Source organism: Herbidospora sp. RD11066 (genome assembly GCF_054661255.1).
In genome coordinates this window covers 393,871-412,404 of the sequence record NZ_BAAGDO010000007.1, presented here as the reverse complement: position 1 = coordinate 412,404, position 18,534 = coordinate 393,871, and the positions used below count along the sequence as shown (strand labels likewise).

Sequence of the window (18,534 nt, the reverse complement as noted above, 5' to 3'; positions counted from 1 at the left end):
ATAGTGGTTCGGGTGGCCCGACCCCCCACGACCCTAGGGTGATTGCCCATGGAACCGACGTTCTTCGAAACCCCCGACGAGCTGTACGCCTGGCTGGCCGCCCACCACGCCGACGAGACAGAGCTGTGGGTCGGCTTCCACAAACGCTCCACCGGCAGGCCGAGCCTCACGTGGCCCGAATCGGTCGACCAGGCGCTCTGCTTCGGCTGGATCGACGGCGTCCGCAAGAGCCTCGGCCCCGAGTCCTACGTCATCCGCTTCACGCCCAGGAAGCCCCGCAGCACGTGGAGCTCGGTGAACATCAACCGCATCCGCGAGCTGATCGAGCTGGGCGTCGTCCACGAGGCGGGCGCCGCCGCCTTCGAGGCCCGCAGCGAGGACCGGTCGGAGATCTACTCCTACGAACAGCAGCAGGCCGCCGAGCTCCCCGAGGAGTACGCCGCCCGGTTCCAGGAGGACAAGACCGCATGGGACTGGTTCGAGGGCCAGGCCCCCTGGTATCGCCGGACCGCCATCTACTGGGTCATCAGCGCCAAGAAGGAGGAGACCCGGCTGCGCCGTCTGGCCACGCTGATGGAGGACTCGGCGGCCGGACGCCGCATCAAGTCGGCGACGCGTCCCTGAACACCGCCGCCAGATATTCGGCGAACGCGGCCCGCAGGTCGTCGAGCGAGTAGGCACCCCCCGCGCCGACCACGGCGTCGAACAGCAGCCCGTCGGTGAACGCGACGAGCTGCCGCCCGTGCCGGGCCGGGTCGGACGTCCCCGCGGCGGCGAACATCGCCACCGACGGCTCGCGATAGCGCCGCCCGATGTCGTCGTAGACGGCGCGCAGCTCGGGCCGCCGGGTGGCCTCCAGCGCCAGTTCGTAGCGCGCGATGCTGCGCCGCCGGTCGACGCTCATCATCTTGTGGGTCGACACCGCCAGCAGTTCGATCATGGCCTCGCGGCGGTCGGCCGGCAGCGGCCGGGTCAGCAGCTCGCCGAAGTGCTCGTCTTCGAGCTCGGTCAGCCGGGCCAGCGCGAGCTCCAGCAGCGCGGCGCGGCTGCGCGCCAGGTTCGACGTCGACCCGGCCGGCAGCCCGGCCGCGGCGTCGACCGCGCGGTGGGTCAGCCCGCGCATGCCCAGGTCGGCGAGGATCTCGATCGCCGCGTCCCCGACGAGGCGCGTCCGCTCAGTGCTCACTTCCGAAGACTACACATGTAGTGCATACTACAGATGTAGTTTCCATCGAGGGAGAGACCATGAGACACGCCGTAGTGGTCGGCGCCGGAATCGGCGGCCTGACCGCCGCCGCCGCGCTGAGACAGCAGGGCTGGGCGGTGACCGTGCTGGAGCGGGCCGCCTCGATCGAGCCGGTCGGCGCCGGGCTGGCGATGGCGCCCAACGCGCTCCGCGCGCTCGACGTGATCGGCGTCGGCGACCAGGTCAGGAAGCTGTCGGCCTTCCAGGGCTCCGGCGGCATCAAGACCAAGACGGGGAAGTGGCTGTCGCGCACCAGCGCCGAGGAGGCCGAGCAGCGCTACGGCGATCCGACCGTGCTGCTGCGCCGGTCGGTCCTGGTGAACCTGCTGGCCGAGCGGGCCCCCGACATCGAGCTCACCACCACCGTGGAGTCGGTCACGCCCGGCGGTGCCGTGACCACGTCGAAGGGCGAACTCCACGCCGACCTGGTGGTGGCGGCCGACGGCATCTGGTCGCGGATCAGGCGGCAGCTGTTCCCCGCGCTCCCCGAGCCGGTCTACTCGGGCGTGACGAGCTGGCGGCTGATCGTCGACGGCACCGCCCAGACCTCCGAGTCGTGGGGCGACGGCCAGGTCTTCGGCGTCATGCCACTGGCCGACGGCGAGATCTACTGTTACGCCACGCGCACGGCCCCGCCCGGCGAGACGTCACCCGACGAACTCGGCGAGCTCAGGCGCATGTTCGCCGGATGGCACGACCCCATTCCCGGCCTGCTCGCCCGCACCGACCCCGCCAGGGTCATCCGGACCGACATCCACAGCATGGAGACCGCTCCCCCGGCCTTCCACTCCGGCAAGGTCGCGCTGCTCGGCGACGCCGCCCACGCCATGACCCCGAACCTCGGCCAGGGCGCCTGCCAGGCGATCGAAGACGCGATCGCGTTGGCGTACACCACCGATTTGAGCGCCTATTCGGCGGCGCGCCTGGCGCGCACGACGCCGATCGTGAAGCGGTCGCTGACCATCTCCCGCGTCACGGCCTGGCGCAATCCGCTCGCGGTGGCCGTGCGGAACACGCTGATCGGCATGACGAGCAAGGCGGCGCTCAAGCAGATGGACGCGGTCTTCGGTTGGGACCCGCCGGTCAGACCGTGACGGGCTGCTTGGCCTCTTCGAGCTTGGGCGAGTGGTCGGGCGCTAACCGGCTGAGCGTGATGGTGCCCCAGACGAGGATCGCGGTGGCGATGAGCGCGGGGACGACCTGGCCGACTCCCGTCGGCAGGGGCTCGCCGAGCAGGACGGTCCCGGCGGTGATCGAGGTGATGGGGTCGACGATCTGCACGGTCGCGTAGGCGATGCCGAAGTAGCCGACCTCGTAGGACTTCTGCAGCAGCACCACGGCCGCGATGAGCAGGAGCGGGATCGCGAGGGCGAACCAGTGGAGTAAGTCGCCCCAGGCGCCGTTGAAGTTGGCGCCCACGACCCGCACGAACGTCGACACGGTCGCGGTCACCGCGCCCGCGCCGATCGACATCCAGATGGCCTTGCCGGGACCGGCGAAGAACCGGGCCGACACGAAGCTCGCGGCGGCGATCAGCGCGACCACCAGGATCAGCCCGAGGCCCTCGCCCGTCGACATCGACGGCATGGAGTTGTGCGTGGGGACCAGCAGCATCAGCCAGAGCAGCCCGCCCGCGACGGCCGCCGAGCCGAGGTATTCGCTGCGGTGCGCCCGCCGCCCGTGGAGCCAGGCCGCCAGCGGCACCGCGAACACGAGCGTGGCGACGCTGATCGGCTGCACGATGATGAGCGGCGCGAAGCTGAGCGCGACGGCATGGAGGCAGGCGCCGGTGAAGCTGATCGCTCCGCCGATCCACCAGCGCGGCCGCCGGACGAGCCGTAGGGTGGCTCCCTGGGCGACCGCCTCGAACTGCTGGAGAGCGGCACCCAGCGCGTAACCGAGCGCACCCAGCAGGGCAATGGTGAACCCCAGCCAGCTCATGGGCATGCTCCGCGATGTTCGAGGGTGGTGGTCACCCGATTCAGCTTAGGGACAATCGACCGTTCCCCGGGTCGAGTCTCCCATATCCACCAGTACGGCCATGGCTGCATTCCGCCCATTCAGGGCGATAACACTGCCGCCCGGGTGCGTGGCCGCACCGCAGAGATACACCCCTTCCATCGGTGTACGAGGGGTCAGCCGCCGGTCCCACATCTGGTCCGGCCGCACCTCACCCTGGAAGATGTGCCCCCCGGTGAGCCCGACGCGCGCCTCGATGTCGGGCGGGCCGAGCACCTCGTAGTGGGCCAGGCAGTCGGGGAAGTCGGGCGCGAAGCGGCTGATGAGGTCGATGAACTGCCGGGCCACTTCGTCCCGCCGCGCTTCCCAGCCACCTTTGACGCCATAGGGGGCGTACTGCCCGAAAACACTCATGAGATGCGTGCCGGGCTGGACGTAGATCTCCCCGAACCCCACCGCCGGTTCGCCGACCTCGCAGCGTTCGAAGGCGCGCTGGGCCTCGTCGAGGCCGGTCGTCACGTCGACCACGCCGCGCGCCATGAAGGTCTCGCCGGGGGCGGCCGTCCAGGTCGGCAGGCGGGTGAGGGCGGCGTTGAACTTGACGACCGGGCTGCGGACGTCCCATTCGGCGATCCGCAGCCGGTAGTCGGCGGGCGCGTCGGTGACCATGGTCATCAGGCGTTTGGGGTCGGCGTTGGAGACGACCGCCGAGGCGGCGATGAACGTGCCGTCGTCCAGGCGCACGCCCTCGCCCGGGATCACCTGGGCGACCGGCACCCCGGCGGCCAGCACCGCTCCCGCCTCGCGGGCGGCGTCGGCGATGGCGAAGCTGACCATGCCCATGCCGCCCCTGACGTAGCCCCAGACCGCGCCGACGCCGTCGAGTTCGCCGATGAAGTGCATGAGCTTGACGGCGGCCGTGCCGGGGTCGCGGGGCCCGGCGTAGGTGCCGATGATGCCCTGGCCGAACAGGGCGTCCTTCACCCGCTGGTCGGTGACGAAGTCGTCGATCACGTCGGCGATCGAGGCGTGGAACAGGACGTCGGACATATAGGTGTCGCCGAGGATCGCGTCGAGTTCCTCGCGGGAGGGCGACTCACCCGCCCAGGTGTCGCGGGCACCCTTGCGGAGCCTGATCCGCATCTGGTCGAACAGGTCCTCGTAGGCGAGGTAGCCGTCGATCTCCTTCTGCGGCAGGCCGAGGTCGCGCAGCGCGTGGACGGTCCGGTCGTGGTCGAGCCACTGGGCGAAGGCGGTGCCGTCGTCGTACGGGATCCAGAGCTGCGGGTCGGCGAGCGTGAAATCGAGGCCCCGGCGTTTCAGGTCGAGCTCGCGGATCACCGTCTCGTCGAGCAGGCCGACCACGTAGGCGCAGGGGCTCACGACGTACTGAGGATCTTCGAACGGGCGTTCCAGGGTGCACGCGCCACCGAGGCGCTGCCGGGCCTCCAGTACGAGCACCGATTTGCCCGCTCGTGCCAGGTAGGCCGCGCATGTCAGGCCGTTGTGGCCGCCACCGACCACCACCACGTCCCAGCGGCGACTCGCCAGGGCTTTCACGGGTTCGGGGAGCCCCACCTGGCCGAGCTGGGCGGCGATCTCGTTCATCCTTCAACACTGACTGGATAACCAGTCAAAGCGCAAGGGTTGCCCTTGGGTCTAGCATCGGTCATTCCGGGGTTTTTCCTACGGGGTGCCCAGGAACGACCTACTCGTGTAGCGCGTTGGAGCGGGCGTGGCCTCTCTATCCCAGTTGATCCGGCGTTTCCTTGAGAAGCCCGGCAGCGTCGACATCGCGCCCTTCGCGCGGACCGTCACCGCCGCCGGGGCGCTCGCCGACCGCGCCCGCGACCTCTCCTTCGAGGAGTTGCGCGAGATGGCGGCCAAGAACGTCGGCTCGGCCGAGTTCTGCGCGGCGGTCCGCGAGGTCGCCGACCGCACCCTCGGCGAGCGCCCGTTCGACGTGCAGCTCGTCGGCACGCTCGCCATGTTGTCGGGGAACGTCGTCGAGATGGCCACCGGCGAGGGCAAGACCCTCGCGGGCGCGCTCGCAGCCGCGGGGTTCGCGCTGCGCGGCAAGTCGGTGCACGCCATCTCGGTCAACGACTACCTGGCCCGCCGCGACGCCGAGTGGATGGCGCCCTTCTACGCCGCCATGAACCTGACGGTCGGGTGGATCGCCGAGGCGTCCACGGCCGAGGAGCGCCGCGCCGCCTACGCCTGCGACATCACCTACGCCAACGTCAGCGAGATCGGCTTCGACCTCCTGCGCGACCGCCTGGCCACCGACCCCGACGCGACCGTCCAGCCGGTGCCCCAGGTCGCCCTGGTCGACGAGGCCGACTCGGTGCTCGTCGACGAGGCGCGCGTGCCGCTCGTGCTGGCCGGGGCGACCGACGCGGGCGCGGTGGTCCCCGAGATGGCCGCGCTGGTGCGCCGCCTGTCGCGCGGCTACCACTTCGAGCTCGACGACGAGGGCCGCAACGTCTTCCTGACGAGCAAGGGCACCGACACCGTCGAAACCGCTCTGGGAATCAGCCTGTACGACCACCCCGGCACCGTCACCGAGATCAACCTCGCCCTGCACGCCCACGCGCTGCTGGTCCGCGACGTCGACTACATCATCCGCGACGGCCGCGTGCAGCTCGTCAACGCCTCGCGCGGCCGGGTGGCCCAGCTCCAGCGCTGGCCCGACGGGCTCCAGGCGGCGGTGGAGGCCAAAGAGAAGCTGGCCCCCTCCGACACCGGCGAGATCATCGACTCGATCACCATCCAGGGCCTGCTCACCCGCTACCCCGAGATCTGCGGCATGACCGGCACCGCCGTGGCCGTCGGCGAGAACCTGCGCGAGTTCTACAAGCTCAAGGTCGCCGTCATCGCCCCGAACCGCCCGTTCGTCCGCGTCGACGAACCCGACCGCGTCTACCCGTCGCTGATCGACAAAGAGCTCGCCCTGGCCGACGAGATCGCCGCCCAGCACGCCACCGGCCGCCCGATCCTCATCGGCACGCTCGACGTCGCCGAATCGGAGTCCCTGGCCAAGGAGCTGCGGTCGCGGGGCCTGGAGCCGGTCGTCCTCAACGCGAAGAACGACGCAGAAGAGGCCGCCATCATCGCCAAGGCGGGCGAACTGGGCGCGCTGACGGTCTCCACCCAGATGGCCGGCCGCGGCACCGACATCCGCCTCGGCTCCCCGAAGGTCGCCGACCTGGGCGGCCTGCTCGTCATCGGGACGGGCCGCCATCCGTCCAGCCGCCTCGACGACCAGCTGCGCGGCCGGGCCGGGCGCCAGGGCGACCCCGGCAGGTCGGTGTTCTTCGTCAGCGGCGAAGACGACCTGCTGAAGGCCTACCTGCCCGAGGAGACGCTGCCGAAGGCCGACAAGGACGGCCAGATCCGCGACAAGCAGGGCACCTACCTGGTCGGCCACGCCCAGCGCATCGCCGAGGGCGTCAACACCGAGATCCACCGCAACACCTGGCGCTACACGCGAGTGCTGGAGGAGCAGCGCACCCGCCTGCTGGAACACCGCGACCGCATCCTCTACGGCGACGCCGGCGCCGAAGCCCTCCGCGACGCCCGCCCCGAGCGCTACCGGGAACTGGTCGAACAGTCGTCGGAGGAGGCCGTCGCCTCCGCCGCCCGCCAGATCCTGCTGTTCCACCTCGACCAGTGCTGGACCGACCACCTGGGCTTCCTCGCCGACCTCCGCGAGGGCATCCACCTGCGCGCCCTGGGCCGCCTCAGCCCCATCGACGAGTTCAACCGCGAGGCCCTCCCGGCCTACCGCAAACTCCTCGAAGAGATCGAGAAGCGCTCCACGGCCAGCTTCGACGCCCTCGACCTGTCGGAGCCGTTGTCGGAACAGGGCATGAAGCGCCCCTCGGCGACGTGGACCTACCTGGTCTCGGAGAACCCGTTCGGCACCGACTGGGACCGCGTCCTGCGCCGCGTCTCGTCGGCGCTCCGAGGCCGCAAGAAGGGCTAGCACCCGGGGACGGCGTGCGGTGAAGTCCGCGCATTCCACCCCTACGTCATGCGATCACCTGACAACATTCGGTGAGATCGAAGACAGGGGATTTCTGTGGATCCGATCCTGCTCACCGCCGCGACGGCACTGGTCGGAGCGATGGCCACCGATGCCTGACAGCGAACGCGAGCCGCGATCGCCGACTGGGCCGGACGGATGCGGCGCGCGGAGGCCGACGGCATACCGGATGAACTGGACACGGCACGGGTCCGGCTGCTGGCGGCACGGGCACAGGGCGACACGGCGGCCGAGACCGCCCTGTGCCGTGAGTGGGCACAGCGGCTGGAGCCGCTCGTGGACGACCCCGCAGACCTGTTCCGGCTGCTGGAACGGCCGGTCGTCATCAACGCCACCGCCCGGGACGATTCACGTCAGTTCATCGCCGGACGGGACATGCACGTCACCGGCCAGTGACCGACGTTCACGCACACGCCCAGGACCGGGCCCACGTCCACATCGCCGCCCGCGACCTGTACGTCGGCCAAGTCGGCCGACCCGCCTCTCCGGTCCGATATGGCCTGCCCCGCGACGTGGCCGCCTTCACCGGCCGTGACGACGAACTCCGCCGACTGCTCACGGGAACCGCCGCCATCCGCGCCGTCGACGGCATGCCCGGCGTCGGCAAGACCGCCCTGGTCACCCACGCGGCGCACCGGCTCGCCGGCGACTTCCCCGACGGACAGTTGTTCATCCGGCTGCACGCTCACCTGCCCGGCACCCCTCCCGCCGAACCGGGTGAGATCCTCTCCGACCTGCTCATCTCCGCCGGTCTGGCACCCGGGGAGATCCCGGCCGGTCTGGACGCGCGGGCCCGCGCGTGGCGCGACCGGCTGGCGGGCAGACGCGTGCTGCTGGTGCTGGACGACGCCGACGGCCAGGCGCAGGTCGAGCCGCTGTTACCCGGCGACGGCCGCTGTCTGGTCCTGATCACGAGCCGCCGCCGGCTGCTCGCCTTCGACGACGCCGAACCGCTGACGCTCGACCCGCTCCCACCCGGCCAGGCTGGTGAGCTGTTCCTCCGGTTGAGCCGCCGAGCGCCACGACCGGGCGAGCCGGCGGCCGTCGCCGACCTGGTGGCCCGGTGCGGCCACCTGCCGCTGGCCATCGGACTGCTGGCGGGCCGCCTGGCCCACCTGCCCGCCTGGTCGATCAACCGATACGCCGAGCACTTCACCGCGGCCGTCGACCGGCTCGACCGGCTCGCCGTCGGCGAGCGTGCCGTGACCGTCGCCTTCGACCTGTCCTACCGGAACCTGCCCGCTCCGCGGCGGCGACTGTTCCGCCTACTGGGCGTGCACCCTGGCGCAGACATCGACCCGTGGGCCGCCGCCGCTCTGGCCGGACTCACGCCCGGCCAGGCCGAGCGGGAACTGGCCGCCCTGTATGTGGAGCACCTCGTCGAGGAATCCGTACCGGGCCGCTATCGCCTGCACGACCTGACCCGCGCCTACGCCCGCTCCCGCGTCACCGCCGGCGAGACCGGCGAGGCCGTCGCCCGGCTGCTCGACCACTACCAGAGCGGCGCGCAGGCCGCCGACCGGCATCTGCCCACCGGCCCGGACAGCGACCCCGCCACCCGTGCCGCCGCGCTGGCCTGGCTGCGCACCGAGCGCGGCAACCTGCTGGCCTGCGCGGAATACGCCATCAGGCATGCGCAGGCCGAGCGCGTGACCGCCCTGTCCGCCGCGCTCGCCGCGTTCCTGGCGTCGGAGGGGCTCTGGCAGCAGGCCGCAGTCCTTCATCAGCACGCCGTGAGCGCCGCCACCAACGATCAGGACCGCGCGAACGCATCCGTCGACCTCGCCCACCTGCGACGGCGGCTCGGCGACCACCACCCCGCCATCGTCCCTGCTGGAAGAGGCCCGGCGGCTGTACGACCGGCACGGAGACCGGCCGGGCATGGCCAACGCCCTGACCGAGCTGGGTGTGACCCGCTACCTCGCGTGTGACTACCGGGCGTCGGCCGCCGTCCATGAACAGGTCGCCGCGCTGTCCCGGGAGCTCGGCGACCCGCTGCGCGAGGCCAAGGCGCTGGTCGCGGCCTGTGGTCCGCTCCAGATGACCGGACGGTACCGCCGCGCCGCGGAACTCCTCGAAGCGGCCTTGACGATGCTGCGTGGCTCGGGAGACCTCCTGGGAATGGCCGCAGCGCACTACCAGCTCGGCAACATCATGTATCTGACCGGCCGATTTCCGGCCGCGGCCCAGCGATGGGAACAGGTTCGGAACCGCTACGCGGACCTGGGCGAGCGCAGTCGAGAGGCCGTCATGAGCTGGGAGCTGGCCCGAGTCCGCTACCGGACCGGCGACTACCACGCGGCGGAGGACCTGCTGCACCACGCCCTGTCCCACGCCGAGACCACCGGCCGACGCCTCGCCCAGGCCAACGCGCTCAACGTCCTCGGACGCGTCCGGGAGGCCACCGGGCAGGACGCCGCCCCCCTCCACGAACGCGCCCGCGACCTCTACCGGAGCATCCACGACCGCCTCGGCGAGGCCGACTGCGACCGTGATCTCGGCCGCCTGCACCGGAACGCGGGCGACCTCGACACCGCCCTGCGACTGCACGAACGCGCCCTGACCGCATACCGGTCCATCGACCATCCCGCGGGCCGGGCCAGTGCGCTGACCGAACTCGGCCACGACCGTCACCTCCTGGGCGACCACCGGACCGCCACCCACCTGCTCACCCAGGCACTCACGATCTGCCGGCGACTACCCAACCCCGTCGGCCAGGCCGAGACACTGCGGCTCCTCGGCCAGGTGCGGACGGACTTCTCGAAGAAGCACACGTCCTCTTCCAACGGCTGGGGACGCCACGCGAACAGCGGATCCTCGAGTAGAGCCAGACTCATGAGGTCCGGGCGGAGAGGCCGACCAGCAGGTTGGTCAGGCCCTCGCGGAGCCCCGTCGTGAACATCTCGGCGGCCGGGGGTGCGCCCATCTCCTTCGACACCTGGGCGACCGTTCCCGACGGCGTCGCGTAGGGCCACAGGCCGGCGGTGACGACGAAGACCGCGCCGCCGAAGTGGCGCAGGGCGGCCGGACCCAGATGGGGCAGCGCCGCGCCCACCATCGTGGCGAGACGTTCGCTGTTGTCGCTGGCTCGGCGCTTGAAGTCGCGGGCGTAGGCGAGGGGCATGTTGCGTTCGAGGACCGAGGCCATCGCGGCGATCAGTTCGCACATGCCCGGGTCGGCGATCATCGCGTCGGCGATCTGGGTGGCGACGCGTTCTTCGCGGGCGTAGCCGGTGGTCACGTCGCCCGGGTCGAGGGTCAGCCGGTCGAGCCAGGCGCGCCAGGTCTCGTCGAGGATCTCCAGGTAGATCACTTCTCGGCTGCCGAAGTAGCGCAGGACGTTCGACTTGGCCAGGCCCGCCCTGGCGCTCAGTTCGTTGAGGCTGATCTCGGCCAGTGAGCGGTCGCGCAGCATCTCGCGGGCGGCGCCGAGGATCGCGGCCCGCCTCACCTCCACCTGTTCCGGCTTGCGCGCCCGCTGGAAATCCACGCGATCGACGATATATCAGACCACTGGTCGCTTGCTAATCGACCAGTGGTCTCTTATTGTGGCTGGCATGTACGCAGTCATCACCGGAGCCAACTCCGGAATCGGATACGGGCTGACCAGGCGTTTCGTCCAGGAGGGCGCCGAGGTCGTCATGGCCGTCAGGAATCCGGACAAGGGCCGTGCGGCGGCCGAGCGGATCAGGGGCGAGTTCCCCCGGGCGAACCTCCGGGTCGAGATCTTCGATCTGGCCGACCTCGCGTCGGTCGCGGCGCTGGCCGGGCGGCTTCTCGCCGAGGGGCGGCCGATCGACCGGCTGGTCAACAACGCCGGGATCATGACCCCGCCGGTCCGCGACGAGACCAGAGACGGGTTCGAGCTGCAGTTCGGGGCCAACTATCTAGGGCACTTCGCGCTGACCCTGCCCCTGCTGCCGCTACTGCGCGGCGGGCGGGTGACCACGCTGAGCAGCCTCACCAACCGGTGGGGGCGGCTCGACTTCGACGACCTGCAGAGCACCCGCCGCTACACGCCGCGCGCCGCGTACGGCGCCTCGAAGCTGGCGAACCTGATGTTCGCGCGGGAACTCGACCGGCGCTCCCGCCTCAACGGGTGGAACGTGCTGAGCAACGCCGCCCACCCGGGCGGGACGAAGACCAATCTCCAGTTCACCGGGCCCACCCACGGGGCCTCGGGAACGCGCGCCCGGCTGGTGAGACGGTTCAACGCGATCGCCTACCGCATTCCGGGCATGTGGCAGGAGATCGAGGGCGGGATCCTGCCGACGTGGTTCGCCGCGATGAGCCCCGAGGCGGTCGGCGGTGGTTACTACGGGCCCGGCGGGTTCGGCGAACTGACCGGCCCGGCGAAAGCGGCGCGCGTACCGAAAAGAGCGTTGAACGGCGACGACGCCGAACGCCTCTGGCTCGTCTCGGAAAGGCTGACCGGCGTTTTCGTATAACGCGGTGAAGGGCCCGGCCATTTTCCCCGGCCGGACCCCGCACCTTATTCGAGTCTTTACCGCCAGGCGGTGAAGTGCCACTTGTTCGGCGTGGAATACGTGCAGCTCGAGACCGACCAGCCGGCCGCCTTCACGGCGGATCGCCAGTAATTGCAGTTGCCCGAGTCGGGGTAGCCCCCGTAGAACTTGCTCTCGGCGTGTGCGGTGCCGGACATGGAGAAAACAGCTCCGGCGATGGCGAGACCGACGAACGCCCTTTTCAGAACTTTCATGGTGTTGCCTTTCTGTGGATCCGCGCGGGAAAGAGCCGCTACCCGTTGATCCTCAACCGGAGATCACCGGCGCGCAAGAGCGATTTCTCAGGTGGAACGGGCCACGGACCCGGAAATGAGAAACTGGCACAGAAAGGCAAAAGCCGCCGGGCTCATTCGAGTATTCAGAATTCAACGATCCGCGCCCCCTGGGAGACGGGGCGCGGATCGCTGGTTCGGGGCCCGCTTCTTCCCTATGCCCCGGTCTTTTCGTGCCTGCCCTTCCTGGCCTGGACGATCAGGAAGCGCATGCCGACCGCGACGAGCGCACAGGCCACCAGCCCGGAGGCGATGACCGGCACGGGCGTCTCCGGCCGTGGAGTCGTGGTGTCGTAGGCCACGTGGGTGACCGACGGGATCGCGACGGTCTTCTTCGGCTGCGGGGTCACCGGCACGGGGGCCGGTGCGGCCACGATCTTCTTGGCGGGGGCGGCCTTCTGCGGGGCGATGGGCGCCTCGTTCGGGGCGCAGGTGACGTCCTCGGAGCTGGACGGCTTGAAGGTGATCGCCGGCGGATCCGAGGGGTCGCTGCGCTGGTTGTAGGCGCCCTCCGAGAACGCGACCGGGGCGCCCTTCTTGCCCAGGCCCTCGCCCCACTTGGTGATCACGTAGTCGATGTCGATGTGACCGGCGCCGCCGTTGCCCTCCACGGTCAGGCTGCTGTCGTTCCAGGTGCCGCCGGTGAGGTCGGCGAAGGTCTGGCCGTCGAGGTCGAGCATGATGCCGCTGCCCGACGGGGAGCCCGGTCCCCGGTCGCCGACGAAGAAGGGCGCCTTCTTGCCGTCGTGCATGACATAGCCTTCGGTGCCCATGGGCCAGCTCGGACTGGCCGCCAGTCCTTTCTGCATGGGCTTGCCCGACGCGGGGGCGCCGGTGTCTCCGTTGCGGCCCGAACCGTCGTCCCAGAAATAGGAGGCGGTGGTCGAGCCTTCGTACACGGGATGGACGACCAGGTCCGGAACGCCGTACCCGGAGAAATCGGACGTGGTCCTGGTCACCCGCTGGACCGAGCCGTTGAGGGCCTCGATCGTGGTGACCTTGCCGTCGGCGACCTTCTCGACCACGCCGACCTGGCCGTGGTCCTTGAGGAAGGCGACCGCGCCCGGCTTGGGCTCGCTGGTCCAGGCGCTCTTGGACTTGAACCACTCGGCGTGGTCGGCCGAGGCGGCGAAGCTGCCGACCTGGTTCAGGATGCCGGCCGACTGACCGGCATATGAGACGAAGGTGTCGCACCAGGGGGCGGCGGCGAGGGAGGGGTCTTTGCCGTCGCTATACCAGGTGCCGTACTTGCTCTGCGTGCCCGCCTGCGCGCTGTAGCCCAGTTCCTGCCGGGCCGCGTCGAGCAGCGAGTCGGTGTTGGGGGAAATGGGGGGATCTCCTTTGGTCACGGCTGAGTAACCGGACATTAGGCCCCATTTACGACGAACCGTAAGAGAACCATACAAAACTTTGCTTTGGGTTTACTGATCGACATACGCGGCAGAAGGGGTCCAGCCTCAACGAAGGGACGCGCCATGACGCCGGTCGAGACCGCACGCAGGGCCGTGCAACACCCCCTGCTCGACAAGCTGGCGAAGGTCGGATTCGCCGCCAGGGGCGTGCTTTACGCCCTCATCGGACTGGTCGCGCTGCAGATCGCCTTCGGCGGCTCGGGCGGGGAGGAAGCCGACAAGTCAGGCGCGATCCACATGCTCGCCGAGCAGCCCTTCGGGTCGGTCGTGCTCTGGGTCATGGCCGTCGGCCTGACGGGCCTGACGATCTGGCAGATCGGCGAGGCGATCTGGGGCCGGACCAAGGTCCGCGAGCGGGTCGAGTCGGTCGCCCGCGCCGTCGTCTACGCGGCCCTGGTGTTCTCCATCGTCGCCCTCCTCGTGAAGGGCAAGGAGGCGGCCAGCACCGACTCGCAGTCGCAGGACGCCACCCGCGCGCTCCTCGAGATGCCCGGCGGCCAGTTCCTGGTCGGCCTGTTCGCACTGGGCCTGATGGCGCTGGGCGTCTACTGGATCCACGAGGGCTGGACCGAGAAGTTCATGCGCGACATGCACGTGACCGAGCCCAAGGCCCGGACCACCGTCGTGCGCCTCGGCAAGGCCGGCTACATCGCCCGCGGCGTCGTCGCCATCGCGGCCGGGGTGCTGGTCGGCCAGGCGGCCCTGACCTACGACCCGGACAAGGCGGCGGGCATCGACGACGCCCTCAAGTCGCTCTCGGACACCCCGATGGGCCCGTGGCTGCTCGGCGCGGTCGCGATCGGCCTCATCCTCTTCGCCGTCTACTGCTTCGCGGAGAGCCGCTGGCACCGCACCTGAGACGCACGCGAAAGAGGGGCCTCCCGACCGGCCGGCGGGAGGCCCCTCGCTGTGGGGTGGTCAGGCCTCGACCGGGGCCTCCTCCTTCACCGGGGCAGGTTCCGGAGAACGGCCCTTCCAGAGGCCGAAGCCGATCAGGACGATCGCGGCGAAGAGATAACCGAGGGCGATCTGACCGCCGACGTTCCAGCCGACCTTCTCCGCGTGGACCAGGCCGATGAACGAGAGCACGGCGCCGAACAGCGCGTAGCCCGCCGCCCAGAAGAAGTTGCGGTCGATGATGAACGCGACGACCGCGCCCAGCACCAGACCCGCCAGGATGGCGCCGCCACCCAGCAGCACGGTGCCGTGGTAGACCGTCCCGGCCGCGGCGATCTGGTCGGCGGTCACCGCCACGCCCGAGGCGGCGATGACGTTGTTCATCTGGGTGGCCGCCCACGAGGCGATGTTGGGGATGATCGCCATCACGACCGCGACCGCGTGGACGCGCGGCACCTCCTGGAACGCCTGGGCGCCGATCAGCAGGCCGATGTAGAGCAGGATCGGCACGATCGCGGGCGTCGGGAGCAGGGTCGCCAGCACGCTGAACAGGCCGAGGAAGCAGAACAGGGCGATGACGACGCCGCTGGCCATCGAGTAGGCCGTCCGGCCGCCGGCCGCCTTCCAGCCGGGGTGGCCGATGTAGACGGCGGGCGGGAACGGCGAACCCAGGGCCGAGCCGACCACGGCGCCCGCGCCGTCGGCGATCAGGACGGCGCGCAGGTTGTACTTGTCACCGGCGACGGCGGCCGACTCGACGTTGGCCATGCCCTCGGTGAAGTTGTAGATGCCCAGCGGGATGGCCGTCGCCAGCAGTGGCGCGACCTCACTCAGGCCGTTGATGAGAAGGTCGAGCTTCAGTGTCGGCAGGCCGATCGCGATGTCGCTGACGGCCGCGCCGACGGCGGCGGGCTCCATGTAGCCGCCGATCCAGCCGATGGCCGAGCCGACGAGCAGGGCCGCCAGGCCGATCGGGATGTTGCCCGGGAGCTTCAGGTCGGTGAAGAACCCGACCAGGATGATCACCAGGACCGGCAGCGCGATCCAGAGCGCCTCCCACATCTGCGCCGCCGGGCGCATCGAGATGAAGGCGATCGAGATGCCCGCCAGCGTGCCGAGCATGGCCGCCTGCGGGGTGTACTTGCGGATCACCGGGCCGATGAACGCGCCCAGCAGGACGATCAGGCCGATGATGAAGCACCAGGCCAGACCGGCCTGCCAGGCCGCGATCGGGTCGTTGGTGGCCAGGTACGTCGGCAACATGATCACGAACACGACGATGAACATGTGCGGGACCGACGGACCGTACGGCATCGCGCAGACGTCGAGGCGGTTCTCCTTCTTCGCCAGCCTGCGGGCCAGGTAGGTGTAGTAGACGTTGCCGATCAGCAGCTGGATGCCGAGGGCCGGGAGGATCACGCCGTACACGTCGCCGCCGGAGATGTGCACCACGCCGACGCACAGCGCCGTGAGGGTCAGCACGTTCACCAGGACGTTGAACCCGAGGCCGAAGAAGGCGTTGGTGTCGCCCGGCACCCATCGTGGGATCTTCACTGCGGGGGTGGTCATCTCACATCACCTCGATGAGCTTGTCGGAGGGCGCGACCCAGCCGAAGATGCCGCCCTGGGCGGCGATCATGGCGAGTCCCGCTTCCTGGAACTCGTCGAAGTACGACCCGACGCAGTCGGACACGACGAGGCACTCGAAGCCCCGGTCGTTGGCCTCCCGCACGGTCGTGTGCACGCAGACCTCGGTCGTGACACCGGTCACGATCAGCGAGGTGACGCCCTTCTCGGCCAGCAGTTCACCGAGGTTGGTGGCGTAGAACGAGCCTTTGCCGGGTTTGTCGATGACCGGCTCGCCTTCCAGGGGTTTGAGGTCGTCGACGATGTCGTGACCGTACTCACCTCTGATCAGGATCCGGCCCTTCGGGCCGGGATCCCCGATGCGCATCGACGGCGCGCCGCGATTGAGCTTCGCGGGCGGGCAGTCGGACAGATCGGGTACGTGGCCCTCCCGCGTGTGGATGACCATCAGCCCGGCCGCGCGGGCGGCGCCGAGCAGTCTGGCCAGCGGGGGCACGACCTTCTGCAACTTGCTGACGTCGTTCCCGAGGGTCTCGCCGAACCCGCCGGGCTCGACGAAATCGCGCTGCATGTCGATGACCAGCAGCGCGGCCGACTCTGTGGAGAACGTGAACGGATAGGGGGACGCGTCGACAGTGGGCACGACCGGCTCCTCTGAATACTGCTTCCAGGGCCGGTACGTCCCCCGACGCCGGACCGGCCGGGCGGTCCATGTCGTCGATTGTCGACAGAATTTGTATCCGCTGCCGCCGCGTCCCGTTAACGGCGGGTTACCCGATGTACGTCCGTGCGCCGTGGGAGGCGAGCGCGGCCAGCACGGTCGGGGCGTCCTGGCTGACGACGGCGTCGAAGAGCTTGCGGTGCCGGCGCACCCCGTCGCCCGGATCGCCGACGTGCTCGACCTCGCGCCGCAGGTTGGCGGCCATGTAGAGCTGGAGCTTGCGGATCACGGGCCGGTAGGCGAGCAGCAGCTGGCGCTGGCCGGCCAGGCCGACCATGGCGATGTGGAACCGGCAGTGGGCGTCGTTCTCCTCGCGGAGGTCGCCCTTCTTGGCGGCGACGTCCATCGCCTTCAACGCGTCTTCCAGCTCGCCGACGTGGGCACCGGCCTCCAGCGGCATCGAGAGCGAGACGGCATATTGCTCCAGGACGTCGCGCAGCCCGAACAGCTCGTCGACGTCGCGCTCGGACAGTTGCGCCACCCGCACCCCGCGCCTGGGCAGGTGCTCCACGAGCCCCTGTTCGTCGAGCAGCCGCAGGGCCTCGCGCAACGGCGCCCTGCTGATGCCGAACCTCCGCGTGAGGGCCTCCTCGATCAGGCGCTCCCCCGGCTGGAGCGCGCCGCTCAGGATGTCCTCGCGGAGCTGGTTCATCGACAGCTCGACGAGACTGGCCGATTCGAGCACGCCCACCTCCTCTGACCCCCCAACTCTGGCAGATCAATCACGCACACCTTCCCACGGGCACGAAAAAGCACTTCTGTACCATTAGAGGTACCTTTGGGGGAGGTAAAGCGTGATAACACGAGTTATTACCATTATGGGGCTTTTGTCATCTCCAGCGTCGGCTCCTGCCTCGACGCCCGTGCCGCCGGAACCGACGTCCGTGACCACGCCGGTTCCGACCAGCACTCCCATGCCCGTACCCGAACCCGCCGCCGAGCCGCTCAAACTGCTGACGTTCAACGTCTGCGGCGGTCTCTGCGAGACCGACTTCTCACTCGGCACGTGGACGTCGATCCTGCAACGCCAGATCAACCGCGCCGACGCCGTCTTCCTCCAGGAACTCTGCGGCAAACAGTACGACGCGCTCCGCGCCCGCCTCTCCGAATACCATTCCGACTACGTGGTCACGGTCCGCGACAACAAATCGTGCGCCAGAAACTGGGGCGACCACCGTTTCGGCATCGCCATTTTCGTCAAGGGCCCCACCACCGCCCGCGCCGTCTGGCCGCTGCCGAACCCGCACCGCGACGAACAGCGCGCGCTCCTCTGCGTGGACGCGATCCTCGCCGCCCGCTCGACCCGGTTGTGCACGACCCACGTCGACTACAAGGGCCACAACCGCGAGATGCACGTCAACTACATCGACACGATCATCCGGGGATGGACGGGCCCGCTCGTCATCGGCGGCGACCTCAACCTGAGCCCCGGCACGGCCCCGATCCGCAACCTCTACCGCCGCTTCCACGAGATCGACCCGATCGCCCGGGTGACCTTCCCCGAACAGGACCTGAAGATCGACTACATCCTGCTGAGCAGCCACTTCACCAACCGGACCGCGAGCGGCGGCGGCTGGCTGCCCTGGCTGTCCGACCACCGCATCCTGCGCGGCTCGGCGACGCCCCAGCCGTTTGATCCCGCAGCAACCGGCCGATAACTCTCCGTAATCACCATCGCCGCGACGGAGGGCACGTCATGAACGAGCACCCGCATCACGACCACGAGGACACCGACCACGAGCACGAGCTCGACTGCGCCGCCGAGGCCGCCTGCGGTCCCGGGCACTGTCACGACCACTCGGCTCACTAGCAGGAAAAACGCGTCCGGGCGGCCCAGGGCGCTTAGGGCCGCCCGGACGCGGGCTT

18 protein-coding genes are annotated in these 18,534 nt (G+C 69.8%); 9 read left to right on the top strand and 9 right to left on the bottom strand.

Annotated elements, in window-relative coordinates; genetic code table 11:
• Positions 1 to 48: 48 nt before the first annotated feature.
• On the top strand, positions 49 to 624 hold the full coding sequence (locus ACYQ78_RS27115) for a YdeI/OmpD-associated family protein (RefSeq protein WP_459803738.1): 576 nt from the start codon (positions 49 to 51) through the stop codon (positions 622 to 624).
• Here the strand turns inward: ACYQ78_RS27115 and ACYQ78_RS27110 are convergent.
• Positions 602 to 1,186, bottom strand: coding sequence for a TetR/AcrR family transcriptional regulator (locus ACYQ78_RS27110; protein WP_459803737.1), 585 nt, complete (start codon positions 1,184 to 1,186; stop codon positions 602 to 604). The genes ACYQ78_RS27115 and ACYQ78_RS27110 overlap by 23 nt on opposite strands.
• 59 nt (positions 1,187 to 1,245) lie before the next feature.
• On the opposite strand from ACYQ78_RS27110, the gene ACYQ78_RS27105 reads away from it, so the two are divergent.
• Entirely contained in the window at positions 1,246 to 2,340 is a 1,095-nt protein-coding gene (locus ACYQ78_RS27105; protein ID WP_459803736.1) for an FAD-dependent monooxygenase, read from the top strand.
• Here the strand turns inward: ACYQ78_RS27105 and ACYQ78_RS27100 are convergent.
• Positions 2,330 to 3,187: a DMT family transporter gene (locus ACYQ78_RS27100; protein ID WP_459803735.1), complete on the bottom strand. Its 858-nt coding sequence runs from the start codon at positions 3,185 to 3,187 to the stop codon at positions 2,330 to 2,332. The genes ACYQ78_RS27105 and ACYQ78_RS27100 overlap by 11 nt on opposite strands.
• 45 nt (positions 3,188 to 3,232) lie before the next feature.
• Positions 3,233 to 4,813, bottom strand: a complete 1,581-nt coding sequence (locus ACYQ78_RS27095) for a phytoene desaturase family protein (RefSeq protein ID WP_459803734.1) — start codon at positions 4,811 to 4,813, stop codon at positions 3,233 to 3,235.
• 127 nt (positions 4,814 to 4,940) lie between these two features.
• Between ACYQ78_RS27095 and secA2 the strand changes: the two genes are divergently transcribed.
• From secA2 to ACYQ78_RS27075, 4 genes are all read left to right on the top strand, one after another.
• The gene (gene secA2, locus ACYQ78_RS27090; protein WP_459803733.1) at positions 4,941 to 7,193 is read left to right on the top strand and encodes an accessory Sec system translocase SecA2; all 2,253 of its coding nucleotides are present in this window, start codon (positions 4,941 to 4,943) and stop codon (positions 7,191 to 7,193) included.
• Positions 7,194 to 7,391: 198 nt separating this feature from the next.
• Positions 7,392 to 7,649, top strand: a complete 258-nt coding sequence (locus ACYQ78_RS27085) for a hypothetical protein (protein ID WP_459803732.1) — start codon at positions 7,392 to 7,394, stop codon at positions 7,647 to 7,649.
• Positions 7,646 to 9,184: an ATP-binding protein gene (locus ACYQ78_RS27080; protein WP_459803731.1), complete on the top strand. Its 1,539-nt coding sequence runs from the start codon at positions 7,646 to 7,648 to the stop codon at positions 9,182 to 9,184. Before ACYQ78_RS27085 ends, ACYQ78_RS27080 begins: the two co-directional genes overlap by 4 nt.
• Positions 9,135 to 10,151, top strand: a complete 1,017-nt coding sequence (locus tag ACYQ78_RS27075) for a tetratricopeptide repeat protein (protein ID WP_459803730.1) — start codon at positions 9,135 to 9,137, stop codon at positions 10,149 to 10,151. Before ACYQ78_RS27080 ends, ACYQ78_RS27075 begins: the two co-directional genes overlap by 50 nt.
• On the opposite strand, the gene ACYQ78_RS27070 is transcribed toward ACYQ78_RS27075, so the two are convergent.
• Entirely contained in the window at positions 10,087 to 10,743 is a 657-nt protein-coding gene (locus ACYQ78_RS27070; RefSeq protein WP_459803729.1) for a TetR family transcriptional regulator, read from the bottom strand. The genes ACYQ78_RS27075 and ACYQ78_RS27070 overlap by 65 nt on opposite strands.
• Before the next feature lie 67 nt (positions 10,744 to 10,810).
• Between ACYQ78_RS27070 and ACYQ78_RS27065 the strand changes: the two genes are divergently transcribed.
• The gene (locus ACYQ78_RS27065) at positions 10,811 to 11,701 is read left to right on the top strand and encodes an SDR family oxidoreductase (protein ID WP_459803728.1); all 891 of its coding nucleotides are present in this window, start codon (positions 10,811 to 10,813) and stop codon (positions 11,699 to 11,701) included.
• Positions 11,702 to 11,757: 56 nt separating this feature from the next.
• Here the strand turns inward: ACYQ78_RS27065 and ACYQ78_RS27060 are convergent, their stop codons facing one another.
• Positions 11,758 to 11,973, bottom strand: a complete 216-nt coding sequence (locus tag ACYQ78_RS27060) for a hypothetical protein (protein WP_459803727.1) — start codon at positions 11,971 to 11,973, stop codon at positions 11,758 to 11,760.
• A gap of 233 nt (positions 11,974 to 12,206) precedes the next feature.
• A complete protein-coding gene (locus ACYQ78_RS27055; protein WP_459803726.1) occupies positions 12,207 to 13,400 on the bottom strand; it encodes a CHAP domain-containing protein in 1,194 nt (397 codons plus the stop codon).
• Positions 13,401 to 13,526: 126 nt separating this feature from the next.
• Between ACYQ78_RS27055 and ACYQ78_RS27050 the strand changes: the two genes are divergently transcribed.
• Positions 13,527 to 14,321 (top strand): DUF1206 domain-containing protein, encoded by a 795-nt coding sequence (locus ACYQ78_RS27050; RefSeq protein WP_459803725.1) that lies wholly within the window; start codon positions 13,527 to 13,529, stop codon positions 14,319 to 14,321.
• Positions 14,322 to 14,381: 60 nt separating this feature from the next.
• Here ACYQ78_RS27050 and ACYQ78_RS27045 read toward each other — a convergent pair whose 3' ends face one another.
• The 3 genes from ACYQ78_RS27045 to ACYQ78_RS27035 all read right to left on the bottom strand — a co-directional run bounded on the left by ACYQ78_RS27045 (position 14,382) and on the right by ACYQ78_RS27035 (position 17,353).
• Positions 14,382 to 15,929, bottom strand: coding sequence for a hypothetical protein (locus ACYQ78_RS27045; RefSeq protein ID WP_459803724.1), 1,548 nt, complete (start codon positions 15,927 to 15,929; stop codon positions 14,382 to 14,384).
• A 1-nt stretch (position 15,930) separates the two neighbouring features.
• Complete coding sequence (locus tag ACYQ78_RS27040; protein WP_459803723.1) at positions 15,931 to 16,590, bottom strand: cysteine hydrolase family protein; 660 nt, start codon at positions 16,588 to 16,590, stop codon at positions 15,931 to 15,933.
• Between the two features lie 127 nt (positions 16,591 to 16,717).
• On the bottom strand, positions 16,718 to 17,353 hold the full coding sequence (locus ACYQ78_RS27035) for a GntR family transcriptional regulator (protein ID WP_459803722.1): 636 nt from the start codon (positions 17,351 to 17,353) through the stop codon (positions 16,718 to 16,720).
• A gap of 229 nt (positions 17,354 to 17,582) precedes the next feature.
• Between ACYQ78_RS27035 and ACYQ78_RS27030 the strand changes: the two genes are divergently transcribed.
• Positions 17,583 to 18,326, top strand: a complete 744-nt coding sequence (locus ACYQ78_RS27030) for an endonuclease/exonuclease/phosphatase family protein (RefSeq protein ID WP_459803721.1) — start codon at positions 17,583 to 17,585, stop codon at positions 18,324 to 18,326.
• The last annotated feature ends 208 nt before the right edge of the window (positions 18,327 to 18,534 follow it).